Origin of the sequence: Streptomyces sp. NPDC060002 (genome assembly GCF_042737245.1) — a bacterium.
Taxonomy (GTDB): domain Bacteria; phylum Actinomycetota; class Actinomycetes; order Streptomycetales; family Streptomycetaceae; genus Streptomyces.
In genome coordinates, this window is record NZ_JBHWUW010000040.1 from 59,791 (window position 1) to 81,615 (window position 21,825).

The window sequence follows — 21,825 nt, forward strand, 5'->3', positions numbered from 1 at the left end:
GGCCCCGAAGCCTCCGAAGCCCCCGACCACCGCGACGACCACCGCAACCGAGGAGTCCACCCCGTGACCGGTACCGGTTCCGGCCGAACCTTTCCACGCCGTCTTCGTCACCGGCTGCGCCGGGGCCTGGGCCACGCCCTCGGTGACGTCTTCGCCCGTGTCTACCTGGCTCTCTGCGCGGTCCTGCTGGTGTGGGCGACCGTGGTGACCGTCGGCGACAGCTCGGACGAGTCCATGGCGGGTGTCATCCCGCTGCTCGCCACCGCCCCGGCCAGCTTCGTGCTCATCGTGCTGCCGGACGGCGTCACGATGTTCGTCGTCGCCGTCGTGTTCGGCGCGCTGGTCAACGCCACGGTCATCGGCTGGTGCGCCCGCGCTCTGCGCCGCGGCGAGCGCCCGGACCCGACGCTCTGACCTCAGCCGGAACCGGAACCGGAACCGGAACCGGAATCGGAGCCGGTGCTGTCGGAGGATTCGTCCGCGGCGCGGCGGTACTCGGTGTTGATGCGCTGAGCCTCCTCGAGCTGGTCCTCGAGGATGACGATGCGGCAGGCGGCCTCGATGGGGGTGCCCTTGTCGACGAGCTCGCGGGCGCGGGCGGCGATCCGGAGCTGGTAGCGGGAGTACCGGCGGTGTCCGCCCTCCGAGCGCAGGGGCGTGATCAGCCGGGCCTCGCCGATGGCTCTGAGGAAGCCCGGAGTGGCGCCGAGCATCTCTGCTGCCCGGCCCATCGTGTACGCGGGATAGTCGTCGTCGTCCAGACGACCGCCGAGCGGGGTATCTGCTGTCATCTCACCTCTTTGTGCAACGCGTCGAGGGGCCCTGGTGCCGTACGGCACCAGGGCCCCGAGGGAAATTCAACACCATCGGTCGGCGGTCCTGCTGAGCCGACCTTCTGTTTTCGCTACCCGGGCCCGTCGTACGGGTGGGGGCGCGTGGATCGAGGCTGCGTGACCGGGGACCACCTTCCCATCCATGGCCTTGCGGTACCCGAACCCGGAATCTTCCTCGGGCCGGGCGATCCTGATGGCGTATGCGTTTCCGTCCTTCCTCTGAACCGACCACCGCTTGGTCGTGCGTACGCGAGAAACGTTACCCAAGCCGCATGTCAATGTCTACTCTGGCGAGAGTAGATTTCAGTTCTTCAAGGGCGGAGATACCGTTCGCGCGCCCGCACAACGCCGAAAGGGCCCTGCCGACGTGTGTCGGCAGGGCCCTTTCGGTGGTTCCGGGTCTTCGGCCCGTCAGGCCTCCCACGCCCCGGGGGCGCCGAGCAGCGCCGAAGCGCTCTGGAGCGGCGTCAGGTCCTGTACGGGCGTGGCGGGGTTCTCGTGGCAGGTGAAGCCGAGGCGGACCATGGCCCGGACGACCTCACCGCCGGTGAAGTCACGGCGGTCCTGGCGGGTGATGATCTCCCCCACCTGCTTGACGGGGTACCGGCGGCGGCCGATGGTCACGGACTCACCCGTGACGGGCTCGGGCGTGATGCCCTTCATCGAGTCCATGACGCCGTCCTTGGTGAGGTCGAACGGGTACCGGGCGATGACACAGCGCATGGATGCCTCACAGAGAGAAGGAGCAGGGCCTCGACGGGGGCCGGACCGGCGCGTCGAGCACGTCCCGCAGGCGGAGCCGGTCCGTGTACGTGGCAGCGGCGCGCAGAACGGCCAGCTGGGCCCGGGTGACCGAGCCCGTGCACTGATCGTCCCCGTCGCAGAGGAGCAGATGGTCGACCCGGGCACCGGCCATGACGGACAGGGCCACCTCGACGGTCATGTCGTCACGGACCCGCAGCCCGGACTCGTCATGATGCCGCCGGGTCCGCACCGTGTGCGTCTGGACCGATGTCACTTGTGCCTCCTGCGGAATGGGTGGGCCTTTCTACGACGCGATGCGGGCCGGACCTCAGGCCGCCGGGTTGACTGCGGGCCGGTTCCGGCCCGGCCGCCCGCGACGGCCCCGGGACGAGGACGACCGGGACGAGGCGGACGGAGACGAGGGGGACGAGGACGACGACGCGCGGCGACGCGGGACGGCCGCGACCGGCGCGGTGATGACGACCGGGACACCGGAGGGCATCCGGGCGCCCGTGACGCGGCTCAGCTCCTCCTCACCCGAGCGGACCTGGGTGATCTGCGGGGTGATGCCGGCCGAGATCATCAGCCGGCTCATGCCGCGCCGCTGATCGGGGGTGACCAGGGTCACCACGCTGCCGGACTCGCCGGCCCGTGCGGTACGGCCGCCGCGGTGCAGATAGTCCTTGGGGTCGCTCGGCGGGTCGACGTTGACGACCAGGTCGAGGTTGTCGACGTGGATGCCGCGGGCCGCGACGTTGGTCGCCACCAGCACCGTGACGTGGCCGTCCTTGAACTGGGCGAGCGTGCGGGTGCGCTGCGGCTGGGACCGGCCACCGTGCAGGGCCGCGGCGCGGACGCCGCTGTGCAGCAGGTGCTTGGTCAGCTGGTCCACCGCGTGCTTGGTGTCCAGGAACATGATCACGCGCCCGTCGCGGGCCGCGATCTCGGTGGTCGCCCGCTGCTTGTCCGTGCCGTGCACGTGGAGTACGTGGTGTTCCATCGTCGTGACGGCACCCGCGACCGGATCGACGGAGTGGACCACCGGGTCGACCAGATAGCGGCGGACCAGCAGGTCCACGTTGCGGTCCAGGGTGGCCGAGAAGAGCATCCGCTGACCGTCGGCCCGCACCTGGTCGAGCAGCGCGGTGACCTGGGGCATGAAGCCCATGTCGGCCATCTGGTCGGCCTCGTCGAGGACCGTGATGTCGACGGCGTCCAGCCGGCAGGCGCCCCGGTCGATCAGGTCCTTGAGCCGACCCGGCGTGGCCACGACGACCTCCGCGCCGTTGCGCAGCGCGCCGGCCTGCCTGCCGATCGACATCCCGCCGACCACGGTCGCCAGTCGCAGTCCCACGGAGCGGGCGTACGGCGAGAGCGCGTCGGTGACCTGCTGGGCGAGTTCGCGGGTGGGTACGAGGACGAGCGCGAGCGGCTGTCGCGGTTCGGCGCGCCGGCCTGCCGTACGGGCCAGCAGCGCGAGTCCGAAGGCGAGGGTCTTGCCCGAGCCGGTACGGCCGCGGCCGAGTACGTCGCGGCCCGCGAGCGAGTTCGGCAGGGTCGCCGCCTGGATCGGGAACGGTATGGCCACGCCCTCGTGGCCCAGCGCGGCCAGCAGCCGCTCCGGCATGGCCAGCTCGGCGAACGACTCGACGGCGGGCAGCGCGGGGGTGATCGTCTTCGGCAACGCGAACTCGCCCTGGGGCGAGATCCGTCGGCGTCCGCCGCCGTCGTTGCCGCGGCGCGGGGCGCCGGAGCGGTCGGGCCGGGAGCGGTGATCGGCGAAGCGGTCGTTCCTGCGGGTGGGCGTGCGTGCGTGGTTCATACGAACCTTCCTTGATGCGTCGGCGCGTATCAAGGAATTCCCGCGGCAGGTGTGCGGCGCTGAGAATCGCGAGAACGGGCCAAAGGCGACGGCGTCGAATCAGGTCGACGGCGAAAAATGCGCCGCGGGGTTTATCCGCGGAAAAGCAGCGAGCTGGGGCCCGCACCCCAAGGTGCGGGCCCCAGCTGCGAAACTATTGTGTCCGCGTCTGCTCGGGTGTCAGGCGGGGACGATGTTCTCGGCCGTCGGGCCCTTCTGGCCCTGGGCGATGTCGAACGTCACCTTCTGGCCTTCCTGGAGCTCGCGGAAGCCCTGGGCGGCGATGTTCGAGTAGTGGGCGAAGACGTCGGGGCCGCCGCCGTCCTGCTCGATGAAGCCGAAGCCCTTTTCAGCGTTGAACCACTTCACGGTGCCAGCAGCCATTTTGAATCTCCTTCGGGAACGGTGTCGGAATCCACCCTGTGCGGATCCCGGTCGCCGTGATGATCACCCCGTCGGAAAAACCTTCTGGAGACCACAACTGCAACTGGTAAAGACAGTAGCATGCCGCGATCGACGTTGCGTGACCGATAATTACGCTCCGTCTGTCGGCCGAGAAATACTCATCGCGTGTCCCGTCCATTTCTCACTTTGCGACAACAGATAATGCCCCGCCGCGGCCGCCGGGCCTTGGTGTGGCGCGGCGGCCGGGGGTCGCCGCGCCACAGGTGCGGTGTTACGGGGATGCCGGATCAGGTCACGCTGCACGTGACCGTCGGCCAGGTCCAGGAGCCGTTGGTCTGGACGGTGACACCCCAGTTGTTGCCGCTGCCGTTGGGCTTGGCGGTGAGTACCTGGGCGCTGGGGTAGCCGGCGCTGATGTTCCAGGTGGCGATGATCTTCTCGGGGGAGGGGACGTTCATCGTCACGGTCCAGTTGCTGGAGCCGGTGACCGTGACGTTGAGGTTGTACCGGTCGCTCCACTGCTGGCCCGCGGACAGGGTCGCGGTGCAGCCGCCGGTGCCGCCGCCACCGCCGCCGCTGTCGTCGGGGGCCACGGCCCGGCCGGTCTGCGCGGAGATCTTGCCGGCGCACAGGCCGCGTGCGGCCAGGCCCTGCGCGATGCGCGGGATCGCCGCGAGGGTGTTGGCGGGCCAGTCGTGCATGAGGATGACCTGGCCGTTGGTGAGCCGGCCGGCGGCCTGCACGATCGCGTCGGTACTCGCACTGTTCCAGTCCTGCGAGTCGACGTCCCAGATGATCTCGGTGAGACCGTACTTGGCCTCGACCGCCTTCACCGTCGCGTTGGTCTCGCCGTACGGCGGGCGGAACAGCACCGGAGTGCCGCCGCCCGCGCCGGCGACGGCCGCCTGGGTCCGGGAGATCTCCGAGTCGATCTGCGCCTGGCCGAGCTGGGTCAGATGCGGGTGCGTGTAGCTGTGGTTGCCGACCCACATACCGGCGTTGACCTGGGCCCGGACCAGGGAAGGGTTGGCGGCGGCGTACTGGCCCTGGTTGAACATCGTGGCCCGCAGCCCGTTCTGCGTGAGGGCGTTGAGCAGGGCCGTCGTGGTGCCGCCCGGGCCGTCGTCGAAGGTGAGCCCGACGTACCCGTTGCACGTGGCGGCCTGTGCCGGGGCGGCGGCCTGGACGGTGAGGGTGCACGCGGCGGCCGTCGCGACGACCACCAGCCTTGTGACCAGGGCGCGTAAGGACAGATGTGGTCTGGTGCTCATACGGGGTGGTCCTCCAGCCTGGGGCGGGGTGTGTGGGGTCAGCTCGCGGCGCAGGAGACCGTCGGCCAGGTCCAGTTGCCGTTGGGCTGGACGGTGACGCCGAAGTTGTTGCCGCTGCCGTTGGGTTTGGCGGTCAGCACCTGGGCGCTGGGGTAGGTGGCGCCGATGTTCCAGGTGGAGAGGACTTTCGCCGGGGAGGGGATGTTCATCGTCACGGTCCAGTTGCTGGAGCCGGTGACCGCGACGTTGAGGTTGTACCGGTCGCTCCACTGCTGGCCCGCGGACAGGGTCGCGGTGCAGCCGCCGGTGCCGCCACCGCCGCCGCCCGAACCGGTGCCGTCCACCGTGATGCTGGAGTTGCCGCTGCTCTGGTATCCCTCGGTGGCGAGGATCATGTAGTAGCTGAAGCTGCCCAGGGGCATTCCGGCGCGGGCCCAGGCGTCGAAGTGGTTTCCGGTGGTGATGGTGCCGCCCGTCCTCTTCGACTGCCGGACGCTCCAGTACTGGTCGAAGGTCTTGGTGCCCTCGACGGAGGGCGCGTTGTACCGCGTCGTCTTGTAGATGTCGTAGGTGCCGCCGTCGCTGGTGACGGTCCCCTTGTACGTTCCCGTGGGCCGGTAGGTGCCCCAGTTGTCGACGATGTAGTACTCGACGAGCGGATTCGACGTCCACCCGTAGAGGGCCAGGTAGGCGTTGCCGGACGGGTTGAAGGTGCCCGAGTAGGTGACACTCCGGCGCCCGCCGTTGCTCCAGCCCTTGCCGGCGACGAAGTTCCCGGTGTTGCTCCATGAGGTGCCGTAGTTGCCGCCGGAGCCCAGGTTCATGGAGACCGTGCCCTGCGAGTCGGTCCAGAACGAGTAGTAGTAGCCGTTGTTGGTGCCGGTCTGGTTCGTGGTGACGACCGTGTCGGCGTGCGCGGTGCCGGGCAGGGTGAGCGCGGCCACGGCGACCAGCAGCATGGTGCAGACACCGCTGATGAGCAGCCTGAGTCGCTGTGCGGGTGCGGTTTTCATGTGCGTGCTTCCTCCTCGTCCTCATACGGCCGATGTCGGCGCCAGTGTTGGCCGGGGCACGACAACTGTCAATACTTTCGGTTTTGGCTTCGAAACATTCGAAACGTTCTGGTGGTGCGCGTGGCGGCATTGGTGCTGTTCAGGAGTTGTATTGGCTCAAGTTCGTCAATCCGCCTGAGCAAGATCGGTAAGGGCAAGATCAAGTAGCCTCTCCCAAATTCTTCGAATGTTTCGAAACCCCACCGATCTTTCCAGGTTCAGACGGTGCCGGAAACGGTGCCGGAAAGGGAGTCGAAGCGGAGCCGTCGGAGGTCGGGCGGGGGCTAGGCTCGCCCCTGTGTTCGAGGCGACGGCGTCATCACTGTCATCACTGGTGGACGGCGCGCGAGCCGTCGTGACGCGGTGGAGCGCGCGGGGCGTGTTGCTGCGGGACGGAGTTCTCACCGTCGCCCTCGCGCCGGTGATGTTCGCACCGGTGACCGCCCCCGTCGGCGCGGAGTTCGGCGACCTGACGCAGCGTCCGTACGACGGGCCTGGTCTCCTGGTGGCGGCGGCCCTGTGGCTCCCGTTGGTGCTGCGACGGCGGTGGCCCGGGGTGTGCCTCGCACTGGTGGCGGGAGCGTCCGCGATCCATGAACTGGCGGGCTATCCACAGACGTTCGCGAGTGTGGGCCTGTATGTCGCCCTGTACAGCGCGGGCGCCCACGGTGAGCGCGCGGGCGGCGTGCGCCTCGGTGTGCAGGCGGCCGTCGCGACCGGGCTGTTCGCGCTGTTCGCGATCGGACTGCACGGCAGGGGCTCACCGCAGGGGGTGTCCGACTTCGTCCTCATCCACCTCGTGCTGGTGGCGTGCTGGGCCGTGGGCAGATCGGTGCGGGCCCGGCGGGCCGGGGAGGAGGAGCGGCGGCGCATCGGTGCGGAGATGGCGACGGCACGGGAACGGGCCCGGATCGCCCGGGAGTTGCACGACGTGGTGACCCACCACGTCACCGCGATGGTGGTGCAGGCGGACGCGGCGCAGTTCCTGCTCGCCGACGCGCCGGACCGGGTGGCCGTCGGGCTCGGCGCGATCAGCGACTCCGGCCGGCACGCCCTGACCGATCTCCAGCATCTGCTGGGCGTACTGAAGGCCTCCGGCGGCAGCCCCGGCGATCCGGCACCCGGTGAGCCCTCGTACGAGGCGCCGCACGAGTCCTCGCACGAGCCCTCGTACGAGGCGTCGCACGAGGCGTCGTACAAGCCGGAGCGCGGGTCGGCGTCGGGCCGCCTGGGCGGTCTGGGCGGTCTGGGCGGCCTGGTCGAGCAGGTCCGGGCGGCGGGTCAGCCGGTGGAGCTGACGGAGCGGGGAGAGCGACGGCCGCTGCCCTCGGCCCTGGAGCTGGCCGTGTACCGCGTGGTGCAGGAGGCGCTGACCAACGCGCTCCGACACGCGCCGGGCCACGGGACGCTCGTCCGGGTCCACCACGGCGACGACACGATCGAGGTCGAGGTCACCACCGAAGGAACGCCCGCGGTGCCGACCGTCCCCGCGCCCAGGCCGCTCGGCGGCGGAGGCGGCCACGGACTGGACGGACTGCGCGAGCGGGTGAGCGTGTTCGGCGGCGAACTGCACGCCGGCGCCCTGCCGGACGGCGGCTTCGGCGTCCGCGCCCGCATCCCCGCCCCTGCGCCCACCGGGAGGCACGCATGACCGGCGACGGCACCGGCGACGGCACCGGCGTCGGGGCGCCGATCCGCGTCCTGGTCTGCGAGGACCAGGAACTCGTGCGCACCGGCTACGTCACCATTTTCACCGCGCACCCCGGCCTCGAGGTCGTAGGAGAGGCCGCCGACGGCCGCGCGGCGGTCGAGGCCGCGAGAGCGCTGCGCCCGGACGTGGTGGTGATGGACATCCGGATGCCCCTCCTGGACGGGATCGAGGCGACCCGGCTGCTGGCCGGCCCCGGCGTCGCCGACCCGGTCAGGATCCTGGTGGTCACCACCTTCAACCTCGACGAGTACGTGTACGAGGCGCTGCGGGCCGGCGCGAGCGGGTTCCTGCTCAAGGACTCACCGCCCCGCGAGCTCGTGCAGGGGATCCGCACGATCGCCGCGGGCGAGTCCCTGCTGGCGCCGGCCGTCACCCGGCGCCTCGTCGGCAGGTTCGCCGACCGGATCCGCCCGAACGCCCGCGGGTCCGCCGTCCCGGAGGCGCTGTCGGTCCTGGCGCCCCGCGAGACCGAGGTGCTGAAACTCATCGCCGAGGGGCTGTCGAACGCCGAGATCGCCGGCCGGCTGGTCCTCAGCCGCGAGACGGTCAAGACGTACGTGTCCCGCATCCTCACCAAGCTCGGCCTGCGCGACCGCGTGCAGGCGGTGGTCCTCGCCCACCGGGTGGGCCTGGTCACCGTCCACGACTGAACGGGGCCGTTGTCCCCCGGGAGAGCTACACGCGACTGTCCACCACAGGGCGATGATCAACGGTGCCCCGCGCTCGTAGCGTTCCTGTCGACGCGGCGGTGACGGACCGCCGCCCGGCAGGGGAGGAACGTCATGCCGCTGAAAAGCGCGCGCCCGCTGAAGAGCACGCTGAAGTACATGCCGAACGGCTCGAAGGACTTGTTCTCGCAGGAGCCGTTCGTCGTCTCGCGGCGGGTGCGTCCGGCGGGCGTGCGGCTGGTGGCGATGGTGGTGCTGTTCGTGGCGGTGACGGCGCTCGCGGCCGGGGCGAGGGCCGTGGCGGGGGACAACCCGGTCCTGTCCCTGCTGTTCGGCGCGGCCGTCGTGGTCCTCGCGCTGACGAGCTACGCGGCGGTCGTACGGGCTCTGGAACAGCGCCCGGTGTCCGAGCTGGACATGACGACGGCGGTCTCCGGGCTGCGCACCGGCACCCTCGTCGGCCTCGGCCTGTTCATCGCGACGATCGCGGTCGTCGCCCTGTTCGGCGGGTACGGCACGGAGGGCGGGGTGTCCGTGGGCGGGGTGCTGACCTACCTCGGGATGATGGCGGGCGTCGCCGTCGTCGAGGAGCTCCTCTTCCGCGGCATCGTCTTCCGGCTGCTGGAGGAACTCACCGGCACCCGGGGTGCGTTGACTATCTCGGCCCTGTTGTTCGGTGCCCTGCATCTCCTCAACACCGGTGCCACCGTGTGGGGTGCGCTGGCCATCGCCGTCGAGGGCGGCCTGCTGACCGGCGCCGCCTACGTGGCCACCCGCAGCCTCTGGCTCCCGATCGGTGTGCACTTCGGCTGGAACCTCGCCGAGAGCGGCCTCTTCGGCACCACGGTCTCCGGCAACGAGGACGCCCCGGCGGGCCTGGTGCACGGTGTGCTGTCGGGCCCCGACGCGCTCACCGGGGGCGCCTTCGGTCCGGAGGCCGGCATCGCCGCCATCCTCGTCTGCGTCGTCCCCACGGTCGTGTTCCTGCGCGCGGCCGGCCGACGGGGCAACTTCCGCGCCCGGCGCCGCTCCACCGCGACGCCCGCCACGCCCCCGGCCTCCTGAACGCCGGACGCGTTCACCGGCCCCGGCCCCGGACGTCTCTCAGACCCGTCCGCGCGACTGCGCGGAGCGCCGCGTCAGCGAGTCGAAGACCACCGCGATGAACAGCACCCCGCCCGTGATCATGAACTGGACCGGCGGCTGGACCCCCACCAGCGCCATGCCCGAGCCGATCGACTGGATGATGAGCACCCCCAGCAGCGCGGACCAGGTCGAGCCGCGTCCGCCGAACAGGCTGGTGCCGCCGATGACGGCCGCGGCGATGGCGTTGATCAGCAGCACGCCGGAGCCGGAGATCTGGCTCGCCGAGGTGAGCCGCGACGCGATGAACAGGCCGCCGACCGCGGCCAGGGTCCCCGACACCATGAACACCGAGATCCGCACGCGCGTCACGTCGACGCCGGACCGCCGGGCCGCCTCCACCCCGCCGCCCAGCGCGAGGACCTGCCGGCCGTAGGGGGTGCGGCGCAGCAGGAGGTCCGAGGCGACGATGACCGCCAGGAAGATCAGCAGCGCCAGCGGCAGCCCCTCGAAGCGGCCCAGCACGCGGACGACGGAGAACGCGGCCAGCGCGAGCAGGGCCGTACGCGCCCAGATCTCGCCCATCGGCCGGCAGGGCATCCCGGCGGCGGCGCGGCGCCGGTGGTCATGGAGGGCGACGAGGAGGTAGGCGGCCGTGCAGAGCGCCGCCAGAGCGTTGACGGCGACGGCGGAGTCGAAGTAGCGGCTGGTCAGCGTGGCGACCAACCCGTCGTCGCTGAAGTTGATGGAGCTGTCGGGACCCAGCAGGTAGAGCATCACGCCGTTCCAGACCAGCAGACCGGCGAGGGTCACGACGAACGCGGGTACGCCGATCCTGGCGAAGGAGAACCCGTGCACGGCCCCGGCGGCCGCGCCGCACATCACCGCGACGAGCACGGCGAGCCACTCCGGCATCCCGAGGTTCACGTTCAGCGCCGCGAACACCGCTCCCGCCAGGCCGGCGAGCGAACCCACGGCCAGGTCGATCTCGCCGATCAGCAGGACGAAGACGATGCCGACGGCGACCATGCCGGTCCCGACGATGTCCACGCTGAGGACGGACAGGTTGCGCGGCGAGAGGAAGTGGTCGTTGAGGGCCTGGAAGACGATCCAGGTCACGGCGAGGGTGAGCAGGACCGGGGCGGGGCCGAGCCCGCCGTCACGCAGTCTGCGGCGCACCGCTTCGCAGGGGGCGCGGAGACGTCCGGCAGGCGCCTTGAGGCGTCCGAGGTACGCACCGAGACGTCCGGTGTACCCCCGGCGACCGTCGTCCTCCCTGTCGCTGGCGGGCACGGCATCGGCGTGGGGTGCGGTATCGGCCGTGGGTGCGGCATCGGTCGTGGGTGTGGCGTCGGTGGTGTGGGTCCGGTTCCTCCTCCCCCTCAGGGCCATGCTTCCTCCGGGCGGGTCGTGCGGTGCGCCACGGCGTTGTCCGATGCGCCGGTGATGGAGGAGATGATCTGTTCCTGGGAGGTGGTGGTCACGTCGAAGAAGCCGTTGTTGCGGCCGAGGCGCAGGACGGCGACCCGGTCGGCGACGGCCTTGATGTCCCCCATGTTGTGGCTGATGAGAAGCACCCCGAGGCCCTGGTCGCGCAGCTCCTCGATGAGGTCGAGGAGCTGGCTGGTCTGCTCGATGCCCAGGGAGGCGGTGGGCTCGTCGAGCAGGACGAGCCGGGGCTCGCCGAGGAACGAGCGGGTGATCGCGACGACCTGCCGCTGACCGCCGGAGAGCGTGGCGAGCGGCACGCGCACGTCGGGGATGCGGATGGACAGGGTCTTGAGCAGCTCACGGGTGCGTCGCTCCATCTCCACCTCGTCGAGGATGCCGAGCCGGTGGATCTCCCGGCCGAGGAAGAGGTTGGCGACGACATCGAGATTGCCGCACATCGCGAGGTCCTGGTAGACGGTCGCGATCCCCAGCACCTGGGCGTCCTGCGGGCGCCTGATCTGGACGGCACTGCCCTGCCACTCGATGACGCCCCTGTCGGCGGGACCGACTCCCGAGATCACCTTGACCAGGGTGGATTTACCGGCGGCGTTGTCGCCCATCAGGGCGACCACCTCCCCGGCCCTGATCTCCAGCTCGACGTCCGCCAGTGCCTGGACGGCGGCGAACCGCTTGGAGACGCCGCGCAACGTCAGCAGGGGCTGAACCGGCACGGGGCCACCTCCTTCCGCCTTCGGGGAGAGCTCATCGGGAGCTCATCGGGTGAGTCCGGCCTTGTCGCAGGCGGACCTGAGCGCAGGGGTGCATATCTGGTCGACGGTGTACATACCGTCCTTGACCAGAGTGTCCTTGATGTTGCCGACGGTCACCGGGACCGACGGGAGCAGGACCGCCGGAATGTCCTCGGTGGTGGCGTTGTCGACGGTGCCCGTGGCGAGGGAGTCCACCGTCTCGCCGCGCCCCAGGGCGACGGCCATCTTCGCGGCGGCGTCGGCCGCGGGCTCGAAGGGCTTGTAGACGGTCATGTACTGGTCGCCCCGGACGATGCGCTGCACGGCCGCGAGGTCGGCGTCCTGGCCGGTGATCGGAGGCAGCGGTCTGACCTCGGCGGCGTTGAGGGCCGCGACCACGGCGCCGGCGAGGCTGTCGTTGGCGGCCAGGACGCCGTCGATGTCGCCCGCGCCCAGGGCGGCGATGGCGTTGGTCATGTTCGCGAAGGCGTTCTCCGGGCGCCAGCCGACGGTGTCGTACGACTTGCCGATCTCGACCTTGCCCTCGATGACGGAGAGCGCCCCGCGCTTGAACCAGCCGGCGTTGGGATCGGTCGTGGCGCCGTTCATCATGACGATCTGTTCGCCGCGCGCCTCGGCGTCCATGGCCGTCAGGAGCGCCTCGCCCTGGAGCTTGCCGACCGTCGCGCCGTCGAAGGTGACGTAACCGGAGATCGGGCCCTGGGCGAGCCGGTCGTAGGCGACGACCGGGATGCCGGCCCGGTGTGCGGCCTCGACCGACGGGCGCAGCAGCTGGGCGTCGACGGCGGCGAGGATCAGGACGTCCACCTGCCGCGTGATCATGGACTCGATCTGCTGTCGCTGGACGGCCGGGTCGGACGTGGCGGCGAAGGTCGGCGCGGGGCAGTCCGGGCACAGCCCCTTCAGCTGCCGCTCGATCAGGGGCTTGTCGAACTGCCCGAAACGCGAGGCCCCGCCCCCCGGGAGCAGTACCCCGACGGCGAGGCTGCCGTCCCCGCCCCCGTCGCCGTCCCCGTCGCTTCCGCCGCAGGCCCCGGTCAGGACCAGACCGGCGGCGACCATGACCGCCACGGACGCGCGGGTGAGGGACCTACGCTTCACGGCCGGAAGGCCGGCACCGAGATCCATCTTCGGTTCCTTAGGACATTCGTCCGCCATTGCCCCGCAATAGGCACTTAACGCCAAGCGTAGCCAAGCCGCTCTAGTCGGCGCGTTCTGCGGTCCAGGTGATGCGCGGGGGCTCGACGCGCGCGCAGAGGGGTCCGCCCTGCACGTCGGTCAGGCCGAGGCGGCCGACCAGCAGTCCGTCCCGTGCGGCGGCGGCGAGCACGTCGGCGGGGACGGCGTCGAGCATGACCTTGGCGCGGCGGAACATCGTGAAGACGCCCGACCCGTCGACCGTGCCCCACGACAGGTAGACGAACCGCCGGCCCAGACGGTCCTGCACATAGGGCCCTCTGACCTCGGTGCCGGTCGGCGAGGCACTCGTGGTGCACTCCAGGGTCCAGGTCGCGGACGGCGCGTCGCCGGGCTGCGGCTCGAGCAGTTCGGCCGGACGGTCGCGACGCTGCACGGCGACGTGCAGGTTGCCGTACGCGGGGACCCTGCCGTCGGCGGAGGCCGGTCGGGTGAGGCCGGGCAGGTCGACTGCGTCGATGCGGATGCGCATACCGGCCATCATGCCGCGCCCGGCGGCACCGGGGAGACCCGGCACCCGGTCCGTTCCGGAGCGGAACCTCGGACGTCCGTTCGACATCAAGCAGTGGACAGGTCGAGCCGTACGGATGACACGGGGTGCACGGGATGGACAGCCGGATCAGAGGGGCGGCGCTGGCCTGCGTCCTGCTCGCGACGGGCGTCGTGACGGGCTGCGGGACCGAGTCCCCCGCGGGGTCCGGCCGACCCGCCGCACCGTCCCGCTCCGTGCCGCCCACCCAGTCGCCCCGCGGCGAGGCGGGCGCGCGGGCGGGCGTCGAGGCCGCGTACGGCAAGTGGGGCCTCGAGCCGCTGGCCGCCGCGCCCGCCGCGCCCGCCGTCAAGCCGGTCGTGCTGCCGGCCGCCGACGGTCAGGTGCCGGTGATCAGTGAGATACCCACCCAGGAGAAGATCGTCTTTCTCACCTTCGACGACGGGGCGGAGAAGGACCCGGAGTTCGTGACGATGATGCGGGAGCTGAAGATCCCCTTCACGATGTTCCTGACGGACTCCGCCATCAGCGCCGACTACGGCTACTTCGGCAAGCTCCAGGCCCTCGGCGACGGCGTCCAGAACCACACGCTGACCCACCCGAACCTGCGCACCCTCGGCGCGGCCGCGCAGAAACAGGAGATCTGCGGCCAGCAGACCAAGCTGAAGGATCGATACGGCACCCTGCCGCGGCTGTTCCGTCCGCCCTACGGCAACTGGAACGAGGACACCCGGGCCGCCGCCGCGTCCTGCGGCGTCGAGGCGATCGTCCTGTGGCGCGAGTCCATGCAGATCAAGAACATGCAGTACCAGCGCGGCGACAAGAAACTCCACCCGGGCGACATCGTGCTGGCCCACTTCCGCGGGCCGTCCGAGCTCAAGGGCACGACCATGACCGAGATGACCGCCAACCTGCTGCGGCACATCCGGGAACAGGGTTTCACGGTGGCCCGCCTCGAGGACTACCTCTAGGGACGGTCCGGCCGCCCGTGGCGCGCGATCCCGCTCAGGCCGTCGCACGAGGGGACGGGGGGCCGTCGGTGGTGCGGTCGTCGTCGGCGCGCCCGCGACCGTCCCCGCCGACGAAGAAGCTCAACACGGCCGTGAGGGTGCAGGTGACGGCGAGCCGCACGACCCATGGGGCGACTCCACCGTCCCCGACCGTGGAAGTGAAGCAGGGCGTGCCGAGCAGGGCCTTGCTCAGCGGCAGGGAACCCGCGCCGGTCAGCAGACAGACCCACAGCGGGGGCCCGTTGGAGGCGATGAGGACCGCGGCCGCGACGATCACGACCACGCTGAGTACGACGGTGAGCGAGGTGATGTCCATGGCCTTCAGCATTCCGTCGGCCGGACCGCGAATCGTCGGCGCAGCGGAGGAACGGAGCCTCTACCGCAGGATAGAGACGGCCTACGAGAGCGGGCCGATCCGCCCCCGCGGCGCGCCCGCCGACTGACTTCCCGTGCCCACCGCCTCCAGATACCGCAGGACGGCCGCGACCCGCCGGTCCACCTGGTCCGTCGGCGACAGGTCGAGCTTGGCGAAGATGCTGCGGATGTGCTTGTGGACGGCGCCGTCGGTGACGACGAGCCGTTCGGCGACGGCCGAGTTGCCCAGCCCCTCGGCCATCAGGGCGAGGACGTCCCGCTCCCGGGGGCTGAGCCGCTCCAGCCGGGTGTCCTGGCGCGAGCGGGTGAACAGCTGGGCGACGACCTCCGGGTCGATGGCGGTGCCGCCCGCCGCCACCCGCCGCAGCGCGTCCAGGAACTCCTCCACCCGGCCCACCCGCTCCTTGAGCAGATAGCCGAGCCCCTGCACACCGCCGCCGAGCAGCTCGGTGGCGAAGCTCTGCTCGACGTACGCGGACAGCACGAGCACGGCCAGGCCGGGCCGCCGGCGCCGGGCCTCGACCGCCGCGACGATCCCCTCGTCGGTGTGGGTCGGCGGCATCCGTACGTCGAGGATGGCGACGTCCGGCTCGTGCACGTCGATGGCGTCCAGCGCCTCGTCGGCGGTGCCGGCGGTGGCCACCACGTCGAGGGACTCGGCGCGCAGCAGCAGGGCGAGGCCCTCGCGCAGCAACGCGTCGTCCTCGGCGATCACGATCCGCATCTCACGCTCCACAACTCACAACGCTCCACAACTGACAACGCTCCAGGGCTCACAACGCTCCACAACTCGCGACGCTCCAGGGCCACAGCGCTCCACAACTCGCGACGCTCCAGGGCTCACAACGCTCCACAACTCGCGACGCTCCAGGGCTCACAACGCTTCACAGGTCACGATCCACAGGGCAGGTCCACTTTCAGGACGGTCGGGCCGCCGGGCGGGCTGACCAGGGAGAGGCTGCCGTCGTGCGCCGCGACCCGGCGGTGGATGCCGGTGAGTCCGGTCCCGCCGTCCGCTTCGGCGCCGCCCCGGCCGTCGTCCTCGACGCGCAGCAGGAGCCGGCCGTCCCGGCCACGGGCCGTGACGGTGGCCTGTCCGGCGCCGCTGTGCTTGGCGATGTTGGTCAGGGCCTCGGCGAGGACGAAGTAGGCGGTCGCCTCGACGGAGGCGGCACAGCGTTCGGGCACGTCCACGTCGATCCGGCAGGGCACCGCGCAGTCCGCGGCGAGGCCGGAGAGCGCGCCCGCGAGTCCCCGGTCGGCCAGCACCGGCGGCAGGATGCCGCGCGCGACCGTACGCAGCTCGGCCAGCGCCTGTTCGGCCGCGGACTGGGCGCGCTCCAGGAGCTCGTCGGCGCCGGCCGGGTCCCGGGCCACCATGCGGCGGGCCGCCCCGACCAGCACGGTGACGGAGACCAGCCGGTTCTGGGCCCCGTCGTGCAGGGAGCGCTCGATACGGCGGAGTTCGGTGGCGTGGGCGTCGAGGGCGGCGGCGCGGGTGGCGGTGAGTTCGGCGACCCGGAGCGACAGATCCGCTTCCGGACCGGCCGCGAGGAGTCCGCGTCCGGGCCGGGCCTGGAGGCGGGCCATGCCGGGGGTCAGCCCCAGGATGATGGCGATCCAGCCGACGCCCAGCAGCGTCACGGCGAGGGCGGCCGGCCAGGAGTGCGCGCTGCCGACGGCGAGGGAGGTGGCGGTCGCGCCCTTGGGCAGGAACGGCCAGTAGAGCGGGAAGGCGGTGTCGCGCACGGCGGCGATCGGCAGGTAGACGCCGAGCAGCCCGAGCAGGAACCCCAGCGTGGCGTGCCGGACCAGCCAGCGCAGTTCGCGGCGGGTGGTGGCGTCGACGAGGGCGGGCCGCAGCCGCGTGGGCGGGGGCTGCGGGGCGACGACCTCGGGACCCCGGCGGCCGAGCCGGTCGCGTTCCCGGCCGGCCAGGGCATGCAGGGCGCGCAGCAGCGCGGGCGCCATGAGCAGCCCGACCCCGACCACGCTCGTCACGGCGGTGACGGCCAGCCACAGCAGGACGAGCAGGGCGAGCAGAGCCGTGTTGAGCCCGGAGGCGAGCTGGGCGATGGCGGTGCCCGCGGCGCCGAGGGTCCGTACGACGATCTCCTTGAGGCTCTCGTCCTCGAGGCCCTCCGGCCGGTCACCGGCCGCGTGGCTGACCGCGGCGTCGGCCGCCGCGTCCTGCTGGACCGCCATTCCGCCGCCCCTCCCCTCCTGCTCCCGCTTCCCGTTTCCCGCGTCCCGAACGACCTTATGCCGCAGGCCGGTTCGCCGTCATGCGCGTCAGGCGGGGGACGGGTGGTACAGCCTGCTGTACCTCGAACCGGGCGGGCTGCGGGATCGGCCGCAGGGGGTGCCGATCCCTAGCGTCGGTGACGACAGCAGGAACGGCTCAGGACCCCGGGAGAAACCCCCATGACGAAGACCACGACCACCGATCCGGAGCGGCTGACCCGTGGGGAGATCGCCCGCACCCTGCTCTGGGCCGTGGTGGTGACCAGCGCGGTCACCAACATGGCGGCCTCCTTCGGCGGTGCCGACACCTGGGTGCACCTGGTCTGCGGCGCCGTCACCGTCCTGTGCGCGGGCACCCTCGTCGTACGCAACGTGCGGGGTCGTCGATGAACGCCGCCATCGCCCTGACCGGCGTCAGCAAGGCGTACCCGGGCGGCGTACGGGCCCTCGACGACGTGTCGCTGACCGTGGAACGCGGCACCTTCCTCGCCGTGATGGGGCCGTCGGGTTCCGGCAAGAGCACGCTGATGCACTGTGCCGCCGGGCTGGACTCCCCGACGTCGGGCAGCGTCCGCATCGACGGCCACGAGATCGCCGGGCTGAACGAGACCCGGCGTACCGAACTGCGCCGCGAGCGAGTCGGCTTCGTGTTCCAGGCGTACAACCTGATCCCCTCGCTCAGCATCGAGGACAACATCACGCTGCCGCTGCGGCTGGCGGGCCGCACCCCGGACCGCGACTGGCTGCGGACCCTGGTGGAACGGGTCGGACTGACCGACCGGCTGACCCACCGGCCCGCCGAACTCTCCGGCGGCCAGCAGCAACGCGCGGCCGTGGTACGGGCGTTGGTGGCCAGGCCGGCCGTCGTGTTCGCCGACGAACCGACCGGCGCGCTCGACCTGCGCAGCGCCCACGAGGTCCTCGACCTGCTGCGCGACCTCGTCGCCGACCTGCGCCAGACGGTGGTGATGGTCACCCACGATCCGGCCGCCGCGGCCCGCGCACACCACGTCCTGGTGATGGCCGACGGCCGGGTGGTCGAGGCCCTCGACGCGCCGACCGCCCCCGAACTGGCAAGCCGTCTCGTCGCGTTGGGAGAGGTCTGAGTCATGTTCCGTCTCGCGATACGGATGGCCGGACACCGGATCACCGCGCTGATCGCCGTGGCCTGCGCGGTCCTGGGCGGCGCGGCACTGATCACCGCCACCGGTGTGCTGGCCGAGTCCGGCCTCCGCTCCCATCTGCCCGCCGGCCGGCTCGACGGCGCGGACGTCGTGGTCGCGGCCGACCAGGAGTTCCGTCCGGCCGGTGAGCTGCCGCTCGCGCTCCCGGAGCGGCGCAGGGTCCCGTCCCGGCTGGTCGGCGAGCTCGCCGGGCTGCCAGGTGTCACCGCGGCGGTCGGCGACATCGGCTTCCCGGCCGCTCTCCTCGACGCCCACGGACAGGTCGTACCGGCCGAAGACCCGCAGGTGGCGGGGCACGGCTGGTCCTCGACGAAGCTGGCGGAGCCGTCGGCCGGCGCGCACCTCGACGGTGCCGCGCCGACCGGTTCCGGTGAGGTCGCCGTGGACAGCGCCACCGCCGCCGCGGCCGGGATCGCGGCGGGTGACCGGGTGCGGGTCGTCGTCGACGGCCGGCCCGCCGCCGGCTACCGCGTCTCGGCGGTCGTCGACGCGCCCGGCGCGGGCCTCTTCTTCGCCGACGCGACGGCCGCACGCCTGGCCGGGCACGCGGACCGTGTCGACCTGGTGGGCCTGCGCACCGAGCCCGGCGCCGAGCGGCGCGTCGCCGCCGAGGTCCGGACGGCGCTGAAGGGCACCGGTCTGCTGACCGTCACCGGAGCCGACCGGGGCGACACGGCCGCACCCGGCGCCGGCGCGTCCCGCTCGCTGCTGGTCCTCCTCGCCGGTTCGCTCTCCGGGATCGTCCTGCTGATCACCGGCTTCGTGATGGCGAGCGCGCTGGCCGTGTCGATCGCCGGACAGCGCCGCGACCTGGCGCTGATGCGGGCCGTCGGCGCGACCCCGAAGCAGATCCGCCGCCTGGCCGCCGCCCAGTCCACCGTCGTCGCGGCCGTGGCCCTGGTGCCCGGCGTGGGACTCGGTCATCTGCTGGCCGGGCAGTTCCGCCGGCTGCTCGCGGACCGCGGGGTCGTACCGTCCGGACTCCCGCTCACCTACAGCCCGTTGCCCGCCCTCGCGGCGATCCTCCTGATGGTCCTGGCCGTCCAGGTGTCGGCCCGCTGCTCGGCCTGGCGCACCTCGCGGATGCCGGCCACCGAAGCGGTCGCGGAATCGCGCAGCGAGCCGCGCGACCCGTCGCGGGCCCGGACGCGCGTCGGCGTGCTCGTCATCCTCGCCGCGACCGTTCTGTCGGCGCTGCCGCTCTTCTCCCGCACGGTCATCGGCGCCACGGCCACGTCCATCGCGGGCATCCTGGGAGCGATCGGCCTGGCGCTGGCCGGCCCGGCGCTCGTCCGGGGTGTCGGCGCCGCCGCGGCCCGTGCGACGGGGGCGGGCGCCTCCGCCCCCACCTGGCTGGCGATGGCCAACCTCCGCGCCTACGCCCTGCGCAACGCGGGGATCGTCAGCACCCTGGCCATGGCGGTCGTGTTCGTGCTGACGTACGCCTTCACCCAGACCACCGTGCTGGCCGCCACCGCCGAAGACACCCGCACCGGCACCCTCGCCCAGCAGCGCCTGACCGCTCCGGGCCTGGGCGGACTGCCCACCGGCACGCTCGCCGCCGTACGGAACACGGCCGGCGTACGGGCCGCGGCCCCGGTCGGCACGACCAGCGTGGTGTGGCAGTACCAGCAGTTCGGCGACACGGTGAGCGAGTCGGACCCCGCGACGATCCTCACCCCGGACGCCTCCGACGTCCTCGACCTCGACGTACGCGACGGCAGCCTGGACCGCCTGCGCGGCGCCACCGTCGCCGTCAGCAGCGACGCCGCCCGCACCCGCTCCGCGACGGTGGGCCACCGGGTGAGCCTGGTCCTCGGCGACGGCGCACGGGTCGACGCGGAGGTCGTCGCCGTGTACGGCCGCGGACTCGGCTTCGGCGCGGTGGTGCTCTCCCACGACCTGGCCGCCGGACACACCACGACGAGGCTGGACCAGTCCCTGCTGATCCGCACGGACGGCACGGCGACGGCCCGCCAGGGCCTCGCGGCGCTCGCGGCGTCCGGCCCCGGTCTGGCGCTCCAGCCCGCGGACCTGCCCTCGGCCGGCGGCCTGAAGGACGCCCCGCCCGAGGTGTGGATCAACCTGGCCACCATCGTGGTCCTGCTCGTCTACCTGCTGCTCAGCATCGCCAACAAGCTGGTCGCGGCCACCGCCCAGCGCCGGGTCGAGCTGGGCGCCCTGCGGATGAACGGCACCACACCCCGTCAGATCCGGTCGATGATGCGCCGCGAGGCCGCGGTGACCGCCGCCACCGCGCTCGTCACCGCCCTGCTGCTCTCCGCGCTGCCCCTCGCCCTGCTGGGCCAGGGCTTCCTCGGCCGCCCCTGGCCCGCGGGACCCGTCTGGCTGCTGCCCGGGCTCGCGCTCACGGTCACCGTCACGGCCTTCCTCACCATCGAACTCCCGACCCGCCAGGCACTGCGCACCGCGCCGGCCGACGCCATCCGTGCCCACTGAGCGAGGGGATCCGTCGACGAGAAGGTGACAGTGGAGAAGGCGGCCGTTACTCACTTTCGGGTGACGGGCCGTCTCCCGGTGGGGTGGCGTGACGTGGCGTCCGGACGCCACGGGCCAACTCCCGCAAGAGGCCGTCGGCTGTCGGGACGTCAACTTCGGTACTTATTCACTTAAATGGACGTTGCAGGCGAGAGTCACAGAGATATGGACAACAGGTAACACACGCCCTGTTTCCTACCCATCTCCCGCACTCCGTGGACAGAGTGTGTCTGCGGCCAGCCGACCGCACCCGCACATCGCACCAACTCCCACGGCGACCACGAAGGCCGCTGTGGGAAGGTGCCCGCACATCCCAGGGGAACTCTTTGTCCACTTCCGCTTCTGCCAACGCTCGTCGTCTGACCGCCGCCGCCCTCACGGCCGGCGCCCTGGTCGGCGCGATGGCACTGCCGGCGTCCGCGTCCGACCACGCTCGTCCCAACCGCCCGGAGGTGCGGATCAGCGCCGTCCAGTACGACGCCCCGGGACGTGACGACCGCTCCCGGAGCTCGCTGAACAAGGAGTGGGTGGAACTCACCAACACCACGCGCCACACGATCAACCTCGACGGCTGGACCCTCAAGAACGACGAAGGCCGCACCTACACCTTCCACCACTACCGCCTGGAGGGCCGCTCCACGGTCCGCATCCACACCGGTGAGGGCCACGACTCCCGCAGGGACCTCTTCCAGGACCGCAACAGGGAGGTGTGGGACAACCGCTCCGACACCGCCACCCTGCGCAACGACCACGGCCGCTTCGTCGACGACGAGTCCTGGGGCCGCAACCGTCACCACGGCGGAGGCCACGGCGACAACCGCGGGCACGGTGACAACCGCGGGCACGGTGACAACCGCGGGCACGGTGACAACCGCGGGCACGGTGACAACCGCGGGCACGGTGACAACCGCGGGCACGGTGACAACCGCGGGCACGGTGACAACCGCGGGCACGGCGACAACCGCGGGCACGGCGACAACCGCGGGCACGGTGACAA

The 21,825-nt window shown here is 71.7% G+C and carries 23 protein-coding genes; 9 read left to right on the top strand and 14 right to left on the bottom strand.

Annotated features, from left to right (window positions below):
* The first annotated feature begins 63 nt into the window (after positions 1 to 63).
* Positions 64 to 414 (top strand): SCO4225 family membrane protein, encoded by a 351-nt coding sequence (locus tag ACFWBD_RS29145; RefSeq protein WP_385672973.1) that lies wholly within the window; start codon positions 64 to 66, stop codon positions 412 to 414.
* 2 nt (positions 415 to 416) lie between these two features.
* On the opposite strand, the gene ACFWBD_RS29150 is transcribed toward ACFWBD_RS29145, so the two are convergent.
* The 7 genes from ACFWBD_RS29150 to ACFWBD_RS29180 form a co-directional block, all read right to left on the bottom strand.
* On the bottom strand, positions 417 to 791 hold the full coding sequence (locus ACFWBD_RS29150) for a MerR family transcriptional regulator (protein ID WP_385672976.1): 375 nt from the start codon (positions 789 to 791) through the stop codon (positions 417 to 419).
* Between the two features lie 453 nt (positions 792 to 1,244).
* Positions 1,245 to 1,556, bottom strand: coding sequence for an SCO5918 family protein (locus tag ACFWBD_RS29155; protein WP_385672979.1), 312 nt, complete (start codon positions 1,554 to 1,556; stop codon positions 1,245 to 1,247).
* 7 nt (positions 1,557 to 1,563) lie between these two features.
* Entirely contained in the window at positions 1,564 to 1,851 is a 288-nt protein-coding gene (locus ACFWBD_RS29160) for a CBS domain-containing protein (RefSeq protein WP_385672982.1), read from the bottom strand.
* A gap of 54 nt (positions 1,852 to 1,905) precedes the next feature.
* On the bottom strand, positions 1,906 to 3,399 hold the full coding sequence (locus ACFWBD_RS29165; RefSeq protein WP_385672985.1) for a DEAD/DEAH box helicase: 1,494 nt from the start codon (positions 3,397 to 3,399) through the stop codon (positions 1,906 to 1,908).
* A 219-nt stretch (positions 3,400 to 3,618) separates the two neighbouring features.
* Positions 3,619 to 3,822 (bottom strand): cold-shock protein, encoded by a 204-nt coding sequence (locus tag ACFWBD_RS29170; RefSeq protein WP_020133169.1) that lies wholly within the window; start codon positions 3,820 to 3,822, stop codon positions 3,619 to 3,621.
* 308 nt (positions 3,823 to 4,130) lie between these two features.
* Positions 4,131 to 5,114 carry a polysaccharide deacetylase family protein gene (locus ACFWBD_RS29175; protein WP_385672988.1) on the bottom strand — a complete coding sequence of 328 codons (984 nt, stop codon included), beginning with the start codon at positions 5,112 to 5,114 and terminating at the stop codon, positions 4,131 to 4,133.
* 38 nt (positions 5,115 to 5,152) lie between these two features.
* Complete coding sequence (locus tag ACFWBD_RS29180) at positions 5,153 to 6,127, bottom strand: glycoside hydrolase family 11 protein (RefSeq protein ID WP_385672991.1); 975 nt, start codon at positions 6,125 to 6,127, stop codon at positions 5,153 to 5,155.
* A gap of 337 nt (positions 6,128 to 6,464) precedes the next feature.
* On the opposite strand from ACFWBD_RS29180, the gene ACFWBD_RS29185 reads away from it, so the two are divergent.
* The 3 genes from ACFWBD_RS29185 to ACFWBD_RS29195 all read left to right on the top strand — a co-directional run bounded on the left by ACFWBD_RS29185 (position 6,465) and on the right by ACFWBD_RS29195 (position 9,610).
* Positions 6,465 to 7,817, top strand: coding sequence for a sensor histidine kinase (locus ACFWBD_RS29185; protein WP_385672994.1), 1,353 nt, complete (start codon positions 6,465 to 6,467; stop codon positions 7,815 to 7,817).
* Positions 7,814 to 8,527: a response regulator gene (locus ACFWBD_RS29190; protein ID WP_385672997.1), complete on the top strand. Its 714-nt coding sequence runs from the start codon at positions 7,814 to 7,816 to the stop codon at positions 8,525 to 8,527. Before ACFWBD_RS29185 ends, ACFWBD_RS29190 begins: the two co-directional genes overlap by 4 nt.
* Positions 8,528 to 8,659: 132 nt before the next feature.
* Positions 8,660 to 9,610, top strand: coding sequence for a CPBP family intramembrane glutamic endopeptidase (locus ACFWBD_RS29195; RefSeq protein ID WP_385673000.1), 951 nt, complete (start codon positions 8,660 to 8,662; stop codon positions 9,608 to 9,610).
* A 39-nt stretch (positions 9,611 to 9,649) separates the two neighbouring features.
* Here the strand turns inward: ACFWBD_RS29195 and ACFWBD_RS29200 are convergent, their stop codons facing one another.
* The 4 genes from ACFWBD_RS29200 to ACFWBD_RS29215 form a co-directional block, all read right to left on the bottom strand.
* The gene (locus ACFWBD_RS29200; protein WP_385673003.1) at positions 9,650 to 11,020 is read right to left on the bottom strand and encodes a sugar ABC transporter permease; all 1,371 of its coding nucleotides are present in this window, start codon (positions 11,018 to 11,020) and stop codon (positions 9,650 to 9,652) included.
* A complete protein-coding gene (locus tag ACFWBD_RS29205; protein WP_385673006.1) occupies positions 11,011 to 11,790 on the bottom strand; it encodes an ATP-binding cassette domain-containing protein in 780 nt (259 codons plus the stop codon). The genes ACFWBD_RS29200 and ACFWBD_RS29205 overlap by 10 nt, the downstream gene beginning before the upstream one ends.
* Positions 11,791 to 11,832: 42 nt before the next feature.
* Positions 11,833 to 12,957 (bottom strand): sugar ABC transporter substrate-binding protein, encoded by a 1,125-nt coding sequence (locus tag ACFWBD_RS29210; protein WP_385673009.1) that lies wholly within the window; start codon positions 12,955 to 12,957, stop codon positions 11,833 to 11,835.
* Between the two features lie 73 nt (positions 12,958 to 13,030).
* Complete coding sequence (locus ACFWBD_RS29215) at positions 13,031 to 13,498, bottom strand: DUF5990 family protein (protein ID WP_385673012.1); 468 nt, start codon at positions 13,496 to 13,498, stop codon at positions 13,031 to 13,033.
* A 134-nt stretch (positions 13,499 to 13,632) separates the two neighbouring features.
* Here ACFWBD_RS29215 and ACFWBD_RS29220 point away from each other — a divergent pair, with 134 nt between their 5' ends.
* Positions 13,633 to 14,487 (top strand): polysaccharide deacetylase family protein, encoded by an 855-nt coding sequence (locus ACFWBD_RS29220; RefSeq protein WP_385673015.1) that lies wholly within the window; start codon positions 13,633 to 13,635, stop codon positions 14,485 to 14,487.
* 34 nt (positions 14,488 to 14,521) lie between these two features.
* Here the strand turns inward: ACFWBD_RS29220 and ACFWBD_RS29225 are convergent, their stop codons facing one another.
* From ACFWBD_RS29225 to ACFWBD_RS29235, 3 genes are all read right to left on the bottom strand, one after another.
* Complete coding sequence (locus ACFWBD_RS29225; RefSeq protein WP_385673018.1) at positions 14,522 to 14,842, bottom strand: hypothetical protein; 321 nt, start codon at positions 14,840 to 14,842, stop codon at positions 14,522 to 14,524.
* Between the two features lie 81 nt (positions 14,843 to 14,923).
* The gene (locus tag ACFWBD_RS29230) at positions 14,924 to 15,625 is read right to left on the bottom strand and encodes a response regulator transcription factor (protein ID WP_385673021.1); all 702 of its coding nucleotides are present in this window, start codon (positions 15,623 to 15,625) and stop codon (positions 14,924 to 14,926) included.
* Positions 15,626 to 15,792: 167 nt separating this feature from the next.
* Positions 15,793 to 17,106 carry a sensor histidine kinase gene (locus tag ACFWBD_RS29235; protein ID WP_385673024.1) on the bottom strand — a complete coding sequence of 438 codons (1,314 nt, stop codon included), beginning with the start codon at positions 17,104 to 17,106 and terminating at the stop codon, positions 15,793 to 15,795.
* Between the two features lie 219 nt (positions 17,107 to 17,325).
* Between ACFWBD_RS29235 and ACFWBD_RS29240 the strand changes: the two genes are divergently transcribed.
* From ACFWBD_RS29240 to ACFWBD_RS29255, 4 genes are all read left to right on the top strand, one after another.
* Positions 17,326 to 17,535, top strand: coding sequence for a hypothetical protein (locus ACFWBD_RS29240; protein ID WP_171398431.1), 210 nt, complete (start codon positions 17,326 to 17,328; stop codon positions 17,533 to 17,535).
* On the top strand, positions 17,532 to 18,251 hold the full coding sequence (locus tag ACFWBD_RS29245; protein WP_385673027.1) for an ABC transporter ATP-binding protein: 720 nt from the start codon (positions 17,532 to 17,534) through the stop codon (positions 18,249 to 18,251). Before ACFWBD_RS29240 ends, ACFWBD_RS29245 begins: the two co-directional genes overlap by 4 nt.
* Before the next feature lie 3 nt (positions 18,252 to 18,254).
* On the top strand, positions 18,255 to 20,789 hold the full coding sequence (locus tag ACFWBD_RS29250) for an FtsX-like permease family protein (RefSeq protein WP_385673030.1): 2,535 nt from the start codon (positions 18,255 to 18,257) through the stop codon (positions 20,787 to 20,789).
* Between the two features lie 365 nt (positions 20,790 to 21,154).
* A partial coding sequence (locus tag ACFWBD_RS29255; protein ID WP_385673033.1) for a lamin tail domain-containing protein occupies positions 21,155 to 21,825 on the top strand: 671 nt, incomplete at its 3' end.

Coding starts and splice junctions, on each gene's coding strand:
- ACFWBD_RS29180 (WP_385672991.1), bottom strand. CDS start 6,127: ATGAAAACCGCACCCGCACAGCGACTCAGGCTGCTCATCAGCGGTGTC.
- ACFWBD_RS29235 (WP_385673024.1), bottom strand. CDS start 17,106: ATGGCGGTCCAGCAGGACGCGGCGGCCGACGCCGCGGTCAGCCACGCG.
- ACFWBD_RS29225 (WP_385673018.1), bottom strand. CDS start 14,842: ATGGACATCACCTCGCTCACCGTCGTACTCAGCGTGGTCGTGATCGTC.
- ACFWBD_RS29220 (WP_385673015.1), top strand. CDS start 13,633: ATGGACAGCCGGATCAGAGGGGCGGCGCTGGCCTGCGTCCTGCTCGCG.
- ACFWBD_RS29155 (WP_385672979.1), bottom strand. CDS start 1,556: ATGCGCTGTGTCATCGCCCGGTACCCGTTCGACCTCACCAAGGACGGC.
- ACFWBD_RS29200 (WP_385673003.1), bottom strand. CDS start 11,020: ATGGCCCTGAGGGGGAGGAGGAACCGGACCCACACCACCGACGCCACA.
- ACFWBD_RS29165 (WP_385672985.1), bottom strand. CDS start 3,399: ATGAACCACGCACGCACGCCCACCCGCAGGAACGACCGCTTCGCCGAT.
- ACFWBD_RS29195 (WP_385673000.1), top strand. CDS start 8,660: ATGCCGCTGAAAAGCGCGCGCCCGCTGAAGAGCACGCTGAAGTACATG.
- ACFWBD_RS29175 (WP_385672988.1), bottom strand. CDS start 5,114: ATGAGCACCAGACCACATCTGTCCTTACGCGCCCTGGTCACAAGGCTG.
- ACFWBD_RS29245 (WP_385673027.1), top strand. CDS start 17,532: ATGAACGCCGCCATCGCCCTGACCGGCGTCAGCAAGGCGTACCCGGGC.
- ACFWBD_RS29150 (WP_385672976.1), bottom strand. CDS start 791: ATGACAGCAGATACCCCGCTCGGCGGTCGTCTGGACGACGACGACTAT.
- ACFWBD_RS29210 (WP_385673009.1), bottom strand. CDS start 12,957: ATGGATCTCGGTGCCGGCCTTCCGGCCGTGAAGCGTAGGTCCCTCACC.
- ACFWBD_RS29240 (WP_171398431.1), top strand. CDS start 17,326: ATGACGAAGACCACGACCACCGATCCGGAGCGGCTGACCCGTGGGGAG.
- ACFWBD_RS29215 (WP_385673012.1), bottom strand. CDS start 13,498: ATGCGCATCCGCATCGACGCAGTCGACCTGCCCGGCCTCACCCGACCG.
- ACFWBD_RS29190 (WP_385672997.1), top strand. CDS start 7,814: ATGACCGGCGACGGCACCGGCGACGGCACCGGCGTCGGGGCGCCGATC.
- ACFWBD_RS29170 (WP_020133169.1), bottom strand. CDS start 3,822: ATGGCTGCTGGCACCGTGAAGTGGTTCAACGCTGAAAAGGGCTTCGGC.
- ACFWBD_RS29230 (WP_385673021.1), bottom strand. CDS start 15,625: ATGCGGATCGTGATCGCCGAGGACGACGCGTTGCTGCGCGAGGGCCTC.
- ACFWBD_RS29250 (WP_385673030.1), top strand. CDS start 18,255: ATGTTCCGTCTCGCGATACGGATGGCCGGACACCGGATCACCGCGCTG.